Raw genomic sequence first — 11,159 nt, 5'->3', positions numbered from 1 at the left:
CCCAAGTTGCCTTTGTTTTCAGTACCGTCCAATTCGATCATGATTTGGTCGATATAAGATTGCTCGCTGGCATCGATGCCGATGAGGGCTTGCGCGATTTGGTTGTTAACGTGGTCAACGGCTTTCAATACGCCTTTGCCCAAGTAACGGGATTTGTCGCCGTCACGCAGTTCCAAAGCTTCTTTTTGACCGGTTGATGCGCCGCTTGGTACGGCTGCGCGTCCCATGACGCCGGATTCCAACAATACGTCACACTCTACGGTAGGGTTGCCGCGGGAGTCCAAAATTTCGCGTGCAAAAATATCAACGATTGCGCTCATGAATATCTCCAAATGGGATGGTAAAAGAAAAGTAGCTTTGTTACGCTTCAGACGGCCTTGAGGATGATTGCCGAAGTCTGATGAATGCAGACATTATACCGTCTTTGCCGTGCATGGCATCGGCGTCGGTATGAAACCGACTGTAAGTTTGTTTCACGTCAATATCGTTCAAACAAACATAAGCCGTATAGTGTAACATTTTTTCCCCTTTTTAGGGTGAAAAGCTGATTAAATCAGGCATAAGGCCATCTGAAAACCAGATTAGCCTTCGCCTAAAATCATCGAGCCTACGCCGTCATCGGTCAGCACTTCCAAGAGTAGGGCGTTGGGAACGCGGCCATCTATAATGTGCGTGGCTTTAACGCCGCTTTTGGCGGCTTCGACGGCGGAGGCAATTTTAGGCAGCATGCCGCCGTACAGCGTGCCGTCTTCAATCAGTTCGTCAATGCGGCTTGGCGTCAGGGTGGTCAATAATTTGCCTTCTTTATCCAGTACGCCGGGAATATTGGTCATCATCAGCAGTTTTTCGGCTTGAAGTTTTTCCGCCAGTTTGCCGGCAACCAAGTCGGCATTGATGTTGAACGCTTCGCCGTTTTGGCCTACGCCGATGGGTGCGATGACCGGAATGCAGCCGCGCTCGACCAAGCCTTCTACCAACCGGGTATCGATGTCGGCCACGGTGCCGACTTGGCCGATGTCCACGCCTTTTTGCTCGGGCGTGTCGATCAGGAGTTTTTCCGCTTTGATGAAGTGGTTGTCCCGGCCGGTAATGCCGACGGCGCGACCACCGAAGGAGGTAATCATGGAAACGATTTCTTTATTGACGTGTCCGCCCAAAACCATTTCTACGATGTCCATGGTTTCGCTGTCGGTCACGCGCATGCCTTGAACAAATTCCCCTTTTTTGCCGACTTTTTCCAGCATTTCATTGATTTGCGGGCCGCCGCCGTGAACGATGACGGGATGCAGGCCGATCAGTTTGAGTAGGACGACATCGCGTGCGAAGCCCTCTTTTAAGGCCGACTCGGTCATGGCGTTGCCGCCATATTTGATGACGATGATGGAGCCGGAAAAACGGCGGATATAAGGTAAAGATTCGGCAAGGACGCGCGCTTTGATCGCAGAGGAGACAGATTGTTGCTGAGTCATGGTTTCAACCTTGTTTCATGATTTCGGTCTTTATCTTAATCCCAAAGGCCGTCTGAAACAATATTTCCAAGCGCTTGAAATCCTGTTAAATCAGTTAAATGGTTGAAACCAGCCTCATGCAAACGGTAAAATGACGGTTTGCTTCGGCCTCTTCGCCGATTACTAAGGATACCCATGATGAAAATCAGCACCCAATTCGATGCCGGTTCGGTCGTTGTTAAAGACTTGAGCAACCCTGCCGATATCCGCCTTGCCCTGCGTCCCGACAATGCTTCGGAGTTTGCCCAATGGTTTTACTTCCGTTTGCAGGGTGCGGCCTATCAAAACTGCGTGATGCATTTTGAAAATGCGGCGGACGCTGCGTATCCTTTGGGCTGGGAGGACTATCAGGCTTGCGCTTCTTACGACCGCCAAAATTGGTTCCGCGTGCCGACCAGCTATGAAAACGGCGTGTTGACCATCAACCATACGCCTTTGTCTAACAGCGTTTACTACGCTTATTTCGAGCCTTATTCCAACGAGCAGCATTTGAACCTTTTGGGTGATGCGCAGGGCAGCGGTTTGTGCCGTATCGACGACTTGGGCAGTACCGTTCAAGGCCGCGATATTAATCTGTTGACCATCGGCAACCAAGTCGAAAGCGACATGAAAGTCTGGATTATCGCCCGTCAGCATCCGGGCGAAACCATGGCGGAATGGTTTGTCGAAGGTTTGCTGGGCCGTCTGCTTGATCCGCAAGATCCGACCGCGCGCATGCTGCTTGACCGTGCGACTTTCTACATCGTGCCGAATATGAATCCGGACGGCTCGGTATTGGGCAACCTGCGCACCAATGCCGCCGGCGCCAACCTCAACCGCGAATGGGAAAACCCGACTTTGGAGCGAAGCCCCGAAGTCTTTACCGTCCGCGAAAAAATGATGGAAACCGGCGTGGATTTGTTCTTGGATATTCACGGCGATGAAGGCCTGCCGTTTGTCTTTGTGGCCGGTACCGAAGGCGTGCCGAACTACAACGAGCGCATTGAAGCCTTGGAAGACCAATTCAAGCTCGCGTTGCTCAATGCTAGCCCCGATTTCCAAGACGATTACGGCTATGACAAAGATGCGCCGGGTCAGGCAAGCATGACTTTGGCGACCAACTGGGTCGGCAATCATTTCAACTGCCTTGCCTATACTTTGGAAATGCCGTTTAAAGACAATGCCAATCTGCCGGACGATGATTTCGGCTGGAACGGCCAACGCTCGCTGCGCTTGGGCGAGGCAATGTTATCTGCTATTTTGAATGTGGTTGACGATTTGCGTTAAACCATCCGACACCGCATACAGGCCGTCTGAAAGTTCAGGCTTTCAGACGGCCTTTGAGATAAGGAACACACATTATGATGATACATCCCCAGTTTGATCCGGTGCTGATCAGCATCGGCCCGCTTGCCATCCGCTGGTATGCCTTGAGCTATATTGTCGGTTTTATCCTGTTTACGATTTTGGGCCGCCGCCGTATCGCGCAGGGCAATTCTGTGTTTACCAAAGAAACACTCGATGATTTCCTGACTTGGGGTATCTTGGGCGTCATCTTGGGCGGCCGTATCGGCTACGTTTTGTTTTATAAATTTTCCGATTATCTTGCCAACCCGTTGGATATTTTCAAAGTTTGGGAAGGCGGCATGTCGTTTCACGGTGGCTTCTTGGGCGTGGTCGTTGCCATGTGGCTGTTTGGCCGCAAGCACAACATCAGTATCTTGAAATTGATGGATACCGTTGCGCCGCTCGTACCGCTGGGCTTGGCTTCCGGCCGTATCGGCAACTTTATCAACGGCGAACTTTGGGGACGAGTTACCGAACTCAATGCTTTCTGGGCGATGGGTTTCCCACAAGCGCGTTACGAAGATGCGGAAGCTGCGGCGCACAATCCTTTGTGGGCCGAATGGCTGCAACAATACGGTATGCTGCCGCGCCATCCGTCTCAGCTTTACCAGTTTGCCCTTGAAGGTATTTGCCTGTTTGTCATCGTTTGGATTTTCTCGAAAAAACCACGTCCGGCCGGACAAACGGCAGCATTGTTCTTGGGTGGTTACGGTTTGTTCCGCTTTATTGCCGAATTTGCCCGTCAGCCTGACGACTATCTCGGCCTGCTGACTTTGGGTTTGTCCATGGGTCAATGGTTGAGCGTGCCGATGATTGTATTGGGTGTGATTGGTTTTGTTTGGTTTGGTCGTAAAAACAGTGTTGCCAAAGCGTAAATAAAACAAGAAATAAAGGCCGTCTGAAAAGGTTTTCAGACGGCCTTTTTATCGCTTCAAGCAAACGGATTTTGGGTTTAACCGAAAAAGCCCATTTTGACTTGAATGAGTTTTTCCAGCTCCGGCAGAACGCGGCGGCGTGAAACGAAGAAGATAATGTGGTCGCCGTCTTGGAGGATGGTTTCGGTGTGGTGTCCCATGATGACCTCGCCGGTTGCGCCGCGGACGATGGCGGCGATGTAGCAGTCGCTTGGCCATTTGATGCCGCTGATGCGGCGGCCGACGATGGCGGAAGTATTTTTATCGCCGTGTACCACCACTTCGATGGCTTCGGCCGTACCGCGGCGCAAAGGATGGACGGCAACGACGTCGCCGCGGCGGATGTGGGCGAGGATGGAGCCGATGGTAATCAGATGGGGGGAAACAACGATATCGATTTTGTTACCCTCGAGCAAATCGACGTAGCTTGAGCGGTTGACGATGGTGATTACACGTTTAGCACCAAGGTTTTTCGCCAACAGGCTGGACATGATGTTGTTTTCGTCATCATTGGTCAGCGCGCAGAAGACGTCGATTTCGTCGATGTATTCTTCGTCCAACAGGGTTTCGTCGGTGGCGGAACCTTGCAGGACGAGGGTGTTGTCCAGATTCTCGGCCAGCCATTCGGCGCGGTGGGGTTTATATTCGATGATTTTGATGTCGTATTTGGACTCGAGCTGCTTGGCGAGGCGGTAGCCGATGTTGCCGCCGCCGGCAATCATGATGCGGCGGGTACGCGCTTCTTTCGGACGCAATTCACGCATGATGGCTTCAACGCTGTTGATGTCGGCAGCAAACAGGACTTCATCGCCTTCAATGATGACGGTTTGCGGCGTTGGGACGATCAGGCGGTTGTTGCGGTAGATGGCGCAGATTTGGCAGTCCGCGCCTTCGAGCAGGTGTTGGTTGATATCGGCAATTTCACGGCCGATCAGCAAACCGCCTTTGCGAGCTTGAACAATCACCATGCGGACTTGGTCGTTGGCAAAGCTGAGTACCTGTAATGCGCTGGTGTAGCTGAGCAGACCGACAAGTTGTTCGGTAACCAGTTGTTCTGGGCTGATGGTTTCGGTAATGCCGAAGATGTTGAGGCTGCCTTCTTCGGGTTTGTCGCTGCCGGCAACCGGATATTCGAGGTATTCGCTTGAGCGTACGCGTGCAATACGGCCGGGGATGTTGAACAGGTCGGCGGCGATTTTGGAGGCAACGATGTTGGTTTCGTCGCTGCGGGTTAGGGCAAGCAGGAGGTCGGAGTCCGCCGCGCCTGCCTGTTCGAGGGTAAAGGGCGATGCGCCGTTGCCGACGATGGTTTGGACATCGAGGCGGCTGCTGATGCGGTTGAGCGCTTTTTCATCGATGTCGATGATGGTAACATCGTTGCTGGGAACGGAGGCGAGGTTTTGGGCGACGGTCGAGCCGACTTGGCCGCTGCCGAGAATAAGTATTTTCACGGTAATCGAGTGTGTTCGGTAAAAATGAAATTGTAACAAAAGGCCGTCTGAAATTGGAGTTTCAGACGGCCTGATTTTTCAATCGGCTGAAGGATTACCAATAGCTCAAGGCTTTCCACCACAAGATGCCGACAGTGCTGAAAATCAGAATTTCGACCACACTCATGATGAAGCCGGCTTTCCACCATTCGGTCATGTTGACGTAGTTTGAGCCGTAAATGACAGGTGCAGAACCGGTGGCATAGTGGGTCAGCGACATCATGATGCCGGTAGCGGCTGCCATAACCAGGGCAAACAGCATCGGCGGTGCGCCCAAGGCCAAGCCTGCACCGTAGAATGCGCCGAACATGGCGGTAACGTGTGCCGTACCGCTGGCAAAAACGTAGTGGGCGTAGAGGTAGGCCAGCATCAACAGGGCACAACCGGCTTCCCAACCCAAACCCATGTGGGCGATACCGCTTTGCATGGAGTCGGACAACCAGCTGATGAGGCCCAGTTTGTTGAGGAAGTTTGCCATCATAACCAAGGCCGCAAACCAAACGATGGTATCCCACGCGCTTTTTTCTTTCAGCGCATCTTCCCAAGTCAGTACGCCGGTCAGCAGACACAGGCTCAAGCCGAGGAAGGTGGTGGCGGTAGCATCAACTTTCACACCGAACAGCATCTCGGGAATACCCGCCCACAACAGCAGCAGAACCAGGAAAATACCGAGCATGATTTTTTCTTCACGCTTCATCGGTCCCATTTGAGCCAAATGCTCTTTTGCCAATGCAGTGGCGTTGGGGGTTTGTTTGATTTCAGGCGGATACAGGAAATACAACACCAGCGGCATCAGCAGCATAGCAAGCAGGCCGGGTACTACCATTGCCAAGAACCAAGTGCCCCAAGAGAGTTGGATTTGCGAATTGGTGGCTTTGGCAACCAATTCGACTACCAGCGGATTGGGTGCGGTGGCGGTGATGAAAATCAGACAGGTAATTACGTTGGAGTGGAAATTGACCAGTGAAAGGTATTTACCGATTTTGCCTTCCGTACCTTTTTCAGGGTCAGAGTCGAAGCTCAGGGCAATGGATTTCATAATCGGATGTACGATGGCACCGCCGCGCGCGGTATTACTCGGCGTTACCGGACCGATGACCAAGTCAGCCAATGCCAAGCTGTAACCTACGCCCAGCGTGCGTTTGCCGAAGAGAGAAATCAAAAGATAGCCAATACGCATACCCAAGCCGGTTTTCAACAGGCCGCGCGAGATGATGATGGCGATACCGATCATCCAGATAAGTGAGTTGTTGAGGCTGCTCAAAGCGTCTTTGGTTGCGTCTGCAGCTTTTTCGTTGGTCACGCCGGTCAGTGCAACCAAGGTAATACCCAAAATCGCCATTGCGCCGATAGGCATGGCTTTGCCGATGATGCCGGCAATAATGCCGACGAACAATGCCAAAAGATGCCATGCGTCAGGCGATACGCCTTGAGGAACGGGGATAACGAACCAGATAAGCAGCGTCAGCACAAGTGCGACCGCAGCAGGAATTGGTTTGAAGCCCATGTTGAATCTCCTAATTTGAGGATTGAAGTATTGGGAAATCGGTTTTCAGACGGCCTGAGTGTTGCTGAAGCTTGTCTGAACGTGTTTTGGTAGGTTCGGAAGGTATTTTTCTTATTGGGTTTCTCTTCAATCTTGGGAAGAAGAGAAAGGGATTCGGGTATCGTTTTTCAGACGGCCTTTACAGTAACAGGCCGTCTGAAAACAACGCCGTTTTACTCCTGTTCTTGCGGCAGGCCGTATTCTTCGGGGAAGGTACGCAACGAACTTTGCAACACGGTAACCGCGCCGTCAATCAAACCGCAACGGCCGCTTCGTGGCAACAGTTGGCACAGGCTTTGCAGGGCGCGCAGGTCGTCGGGAGTGCCGATGCCGGTGTCCACGCGGTTGAGCAGGCGGGAAAGCTGGAATGTGCCACCTTTACACGGCGGGCATTGACCGCATGAGTTGGAAGCAAAAAATTCCACATACTCGGCCACTTTACGCACCACGCTGGTGCCTTCGGAAATCACAATCATCGCGCCGGTACCGAGGCTGGATTTGCGTTCGCGTACGGAAACGAAGTCCAAAGGCACATCCAAATCTTTTACGGTCAAAAGCGTGTTTGACGGGCCGCCGGTAAATACGGCTTTAAACGTACGGCCTTCGAGCATACCGCCGCCGTGATCGTAAATCAGCGATTGCAGGGTCGTGCCCATCGGCAGTTCGTACAGACCCGGATTCAATACGTCGCCGGAGAGCGAGTAGAGTTTCGTACCGGCCGCATCGCCCAAACCCAGCGATTTGTACCATTCCGCACCTTTGGCAAGGATTTGCGGAATATTGGCGAAGGTTTCGGTATTGTTGATAAGGGTCGGCTCACCGTTGACACCGCTTTCGGCAGGGAAAGGCGGCTTGCGGCGAGGGAAGGGGAAACCGCCCTCCAGCCATGAAATTACGGCAGTTTCTTCGCCACCAATGTAACGGCCTGAAGTTTCAACCAGTTGCAAGTCCAAAGGTTTACCCAAGTAGTTTTCGATACGGATAAACAAATCGCTGTTTTTCCATTGCTCGATGGCCGGTGTGATGGAAGAGATGGATTCGGTTTGATGAGGGTTGACGTACAAAATCGCTTTGTTGGCACGGCAGGCAACGGCGGCAATCAGGATGCCTTCGATGACTTGGTGCGGTGTATTTGCCAGCAGTACACGGTCTTTAAATGTACCCGGTTCGTCTTCGTTGGCATTGCAGACGACGTATTTGTCGCCATTTTTGCTTTGGGCGGCAACGGCAGCCTCCCATTTGCGCCAAGTCGGGAAACCTGCACCGCCCATACCGCAAAGATTGGCATCTTGCAGTTTGGAAACAATGCTTTGAGGATCGGCAAGCGCGGCCAGCAGGCCTTCGCCGCCGCCGACTTTGCGCCAAGCGGCTAAATCTGCGCCGACTTGGCGGGAAGGATGCAGTAAGTTTTGATTGGCTTGATTCATGATTGTTGCTCCTGCAAACCGGCGTGTTCGCGCAAATCGAATTTGCCGTAGTCGGGATATAAAACGGGGGCTTTGATGTCGCTGGTCAGACCGGCGCGGGTCATTTCGCGTTGCAGGTCATGGACGTGTCCGACACCGCCGCGTACTTTTTTCAGAGGTAGGCCGCAATTTGCCGCAGCTTTACCGGCACGGCGGCCGAAGCTGATGATGTCCAAAAGCGCATTGCCCATCAGACGGTTGCGGCCGTGAATGCCGCCGGTTACTTCGCCGGCGCAATAGAGTCCTTCGACGCAGGTTGCGCCGTCGCCGTTGATTTCGATACCGCCGTTTTGATAGTGCAGGGTCGGATGAATCATGACCGGCTCAACGGCAGGGTCAATGCCGCATTTGTGGGCAACGTGGCCGAGTGTTACCAAACGGTTCAATACGTCAGGGTCGTTAGCAATCAGGCGCGGTGTGTCGAGGAATACGCCGACTTGTCCGTCGCGTACCACGCCGCGGCCTTCGCGGCATTCGCGCAGAATCGCAGCGGCAACAACGTCGCGCGGCTGCAATTCGTCAACGAAACGTTCGCCCAAACCGTTGACCAGTTTGGTGCCTGCAGAGCGCACGGCTTCAGAAATCAGCGCGCCTGCCAAGTGTGGAGGGTGGGCAACGCCGGTCGGGTGGTATTGGAAAGAATCGACATCGCGCAGTTTGGCGCCGATACGGTAAGCCATTACCAGGCCGTCTGCAGTCGCGCCATAGTGGTTAGAAGTAGCGAAACCTTGCAAGTGCAAACGTCCGCTGCCGCCGGTTGCCAAGATCACGGCTTTGGCGTGAACCAATACCAAAGAGCGTTTTTCCAAATCGTACAAAATCGCGCCGACGCAGCGGCCGTGTTCGTCCGACAATAATTCGATGGCGGGGTGGCGGTTGAGCTGTGTGATGTTTTCGTCGAGTTCGACCGCCTCGCGCAGTACGCGCATCATTTCAAGGCCGGTAAAGTCGCGGTAGCTCAAAATACGCGGTACGGTCGTACCGCCTGCACGTTTGCGGCTCAACATGCCGTTGCTGTCCGCGCCTTTGGCAAGGTCGAAAGTCATGCCCAAACCGATCAGCCAGCGGATGGCGGACGGCGCATCGGTAACCATTTGGGCAACCAATTCTTTTTTGCCGACGTTGTGGCCGCCTTTGATGGTGTCGTCAAAGTGTTGTTGCAGGCTGTCTTCCGCTCCGACAGCAGCTTGAATACCGCCTTCTGCCATCACGGTATTGCTGTCGCCGATACGCAGTTTGTTCGCCATGATGACGCGCGCGCCTGCTTCGGTCGCAGACAACGCCGCCGCCGCACCCGCACCGCCGCCGCCAATTACCAATACGTCAGTGTTCAAGTGTTCCGCGCCTGATAAATTATAGTCGTCAATCAGAGGTTGACTGATTAAGAGTTTGGCCAAATCAGGATGGCAGTAATCGCCTTGGTTTGGGCCGATAGGCAGTTTCACACGCGCATTTGCCTGATAGTCAGGGTGAAATTGGCTCAGTAATTCGTTCTTTTCAGGTAAATCGCCGCGCAACTCCAATGAGGACGCACGCAGGTTGGCAAGGGCGGTTTCGTAGTCTATGCCTTGGATTTTGTTAACCATTACACTGACTCCTCTTCAAATTCGACTTTCATTTTGCCGCTGTCGATTTCGCGCAGGCGGCGCATCAAATCCACAGGGCGCAACGTACGCGCCGCTTTCATACGACGGGCGAACAAGCCCAAGTGGTTCGGACGGATGTGTTCGGGGCAGGAGAGGGTGCAGAGGTTGCACATCACGCATTGGTCAAAGGTCAGCGCAGCCGCGCCGAAATCGCCGGAAACTACCTGCGCTACGCCGTTTTCCACTTGCAAACCTTTAGGACAGGCTCGGTTACAGCCGCCGCAATGACGGCAGTTTTGCGCTTCAGGAAAGGCTTTGGCGGTATCGTCCAACCAGTTCCAGCCGTCGCCAATCTCGCCTACGTCGTAATATTGGATATGCTCAGGAATAAAGTAGTCCAAGAAGCTGACCTGCATGCCTTCCTCGACTTTAGTCTCGCACGCCAACGCAGTCGTTACTTCGCGCTCGCCTTCTTTACGAATCATGCAGCGGCAGGAACCGCATACGCCTTGACCCATGCAGCCGACGTTGGCAGTAATCGCATTGCCCGAACGTGCATAGGCTTGGATGATTGACGAATCGGCGGAAGCTTTGACTTCGTGGCCGTCTATGGTCAGGGTTAACAAATTTTCACTCATGATTTGTTCCTGTGAAATTGGAAGTTGGAATAGTGGATAATTTGGTTAATTGTATTTTTATTACATTTATTGCGTATGAGGAAAATATCCAAGTGATTTACTCGGAAATTCTTTTAAAATCAATGTTTATCTATATAAGGCGAAGTGTATCAGAATTTGTTGGATTTGATGATAGGGAGGGATTAGCCTTGCTTAAGGAAAAGATTGTAAACAAAATATGCCTATTATTTAGACAAATTAATCATTTATATTTGATTTTAAAGGTAAAATAAAATTACCTTTTCAGTATATTTGCAAAAATAATCTAATATTTGCTAGTAGAAATCATTATTCTATATTAGAAATTAATATATAACCTATTGTATAGATTGGATAATATCTAATTTTGTAAACAAACGAAAAGGCTGTTATAAAATTTCAGAAAATTAAATAAGTTTGATATCCGTCAAGAAGGTTGAGGGAGGGAATGACATAAATTTTACAATTGTGTATCGTATTAAAAAATAAAATGGCCGTCTGAAATGGGGATGGTTCTCTTTTAAATACAGGCTACTAAATTTTTTACTCAGATGTGTAGGGCAAATATTTCAGACGGCCTGGCAATAAGGTTATCGTTTAAAAATAATGTAGTTTTATTTCTATGTAAGTGAATTGCCAGTAGATATAGGTTATCAATAACCAAGTG

General features: G+C 51.7%; 8 protein-coding genes and 1 pseudogene. 2 read left to right on the top strand and 7 right to left on the bottom strand.

Annotated features, from left to right (window positions below; translation table 11 throughout):
* Together eno and argB are read right to left on the bottom strand one after the other, a co-directional pair.
* A pseudogene (eno, locus tag Q1M25_RS05005) lies at nucleotides 1-320 on the bottom strand (phosphopyruvate hydratase); the annotation flags it as partial.
* A gap of 261 nt (nucleotides 321-581) precedes the next feature.
* Nucleotides 582-1,469, bottom strand: coding sequence for an acetylglutamate kinase (gene argB, locus Q1M25_RS05000; protein ID WP_049323441.1), 888 nt, complete (start codon nucleotides 1,467-1,469; stop codon nucleotides 582-584).
* Between the two features lie 174 nt (nucleotides 1,470-1,643).
* Here argB and Q1M25_RS04995 point away from each other — a divergent pair, with 174 nt between their 5' ends.
* Both Q1M25_RS04995 and lgt read left to right on the top strand, forming a co-directional pair.
* Nucleotides 1,644-2,774 (top strand): M14-type cytosolic carboxypeptidase, encoded by a 1,131-nt coding sequence (locus tag Q1M25_RS04995; protein ID WP_300482418.1) that lies wholly within the window; start codon nucleotides 1,644-1,646, stop codon nucleotides 2,772-2,774.
* 74 nt (nucleotides 2,775-2,848) lie between these two features.
* Nucleotides 2,849-3,709: a prolipoprotein diacylglyceryl transferase gene (lgt, locus tag Q1M25_RS04990; protein WP_003746206.1), complete on the top strand. Its 861-nt coding sequence runs from the start codon at nucleotides 2,849-2,851 to the stop codon at nucleotides 3,707-3,709.
* 77 nt (nucleotides 3,710-3,786) lie between these two features.
* Here the strand turns inward: lgt and trkA are convergent, their stop codons facing one another.
* The 5 genes from trkA to Q1M25_RS04965 all read right to left on the bottom strand — a co-directional run bounded on the left by trkA (nucleotide 3,787) and on the right by Q1M25_RS04965 (nucleotide 10,474).
* Nucleotides 3,787-5,199, bottom strand: coding sequence for a Trk system potassium transporter TrkA (gene trkA, locus Q1M25_RS04985; RefSeq protein ID WP_150537916.1), 1,413 nt, complete (start codon nucleotides 5,197-5,199; stop codon nucleotides 3,787-3,789).
* Between the two features lie 94 nt (nucleotides 5,200-5,293).
* Entirely contained in the window at nucleotides 5,294-6,745 is a 1,452-nt protein-coding gene (locus Q1M25_RS04980) for a DASS family sodium-coupled anion symporter (protein WP_300482413.1), read from the bottom strand.
* A 212-nt stretch (nucleotides 6,746-6,957) separates the two neighbouring features.
* Nucleotides 6,958-8,211: an NADH-ubiquinone oxidoreductase-F iron-sulfur binding region domain-containing protein gene (locus tag Q1M25_RS04975; RefSeq protein ID WP_300482410.1), complete on the bottom strand. Its 1,254-nt coding sequence runs from the start codon at nucleotides 8,209-8,211 to the stop codon at nucleotides 6,958-6,960.
* Entirely contained in the window at nucleotides 8,208-9,836 is a 1,629-nt protein-coding gene (locus tag Q1M25_RS04970) for an FAD-binding protein (protein ID WP_300482407.1), read from the bottom strand. The genes Q1M25_RS04975 and Q1M25_RS04970 overlap by 4 nt, the downstream gene beginning before the upstream one ends.
* Nucleotides 9,836-10,474 (bottom strand): 2Fe-2S iron-sulfur cluster-binding protein, encoded by a 639-nt coding sequence (locus tag Q1M25_RS04965; RefSeq protein ID WP_070608671.1) that lies wholly within the window; start codon nucleotides 10,472-10,474, stop codon nucleotides 9,836-9,838. Before Q1M25_RS04965 ends, Q1M25_RS04970 begins: the two co-directional genes overlap by 1 nt.
* Between the last annotated feature and the right edge of the window lie 685 nt (nucleotides 10,475-11,159).

This window comes from uncultured Neisseria sp. (assembly GCF_951230505.1).
GTDB lineage: Bacteria > Pseudomonadota > Gammaproteobacteria > Burkholderiales > Neisseriaceae > Neisseria.
This window is presented reverse-complemented; position numbering and strand designations above follow the sequence as displayed.

What these genes read in the sequence shown, in the direction of transcription:
- argB (WP_049323441.1), bottom strand. Translation starts at nt 1,469, where the DNA reads ATGACTCAGCAACAATCTGTCTCCTCTGCGATCAAAGCGCGCGTCCTT.
- Q1M25_RS04995 (WP_300482418.1), top strand. Translation starts at nt 1,644, where the DNA reads ATGATGAAAATCAGCACCCAATTCGATGCCGGTTCGGTCGTTGTTAAA.
- lgt (WP_003746206.1), top strand. Translation starts at nt 2,849, where the DNA reads ATGATGATACATCCCCAGTTTGATCCGGTGCTGATCAGCATCGGCCCG.
- Q1M25_RS04980 (WP_300482413.1), bottom strand. Translation starts at nt 6,745, where the DNA reads ATGGGCTTCAAACCAATTCCTGCTGCGGTCGCACTTGTGCTGACGCTG.
- Q1M25_RS04975 (WP_300482410.1), bottom strand. Translation starts at nt 8,211, where the DNA reads ATGAATCAAGCCAATCAAAACTTACTGCATCCTTCCCGCCAAGTCGGC.
- Q1M25_RS04970 (WP_300482407.1), bottom strand. Translation starts at nt 9,836, where the DNA reads ATGGTTAACAAAATCCAAGGCATAGACTACGAAACCGCCCTTGCCAAC.
- Q1M25_RS04965 (WP_070608671.1), bottom strand. Translation starts at nt 10,474, where the DNA reads ATGAGTGAAAATTTGTTAACCCTGACCATAGACGGCCACGAAGTCAAA.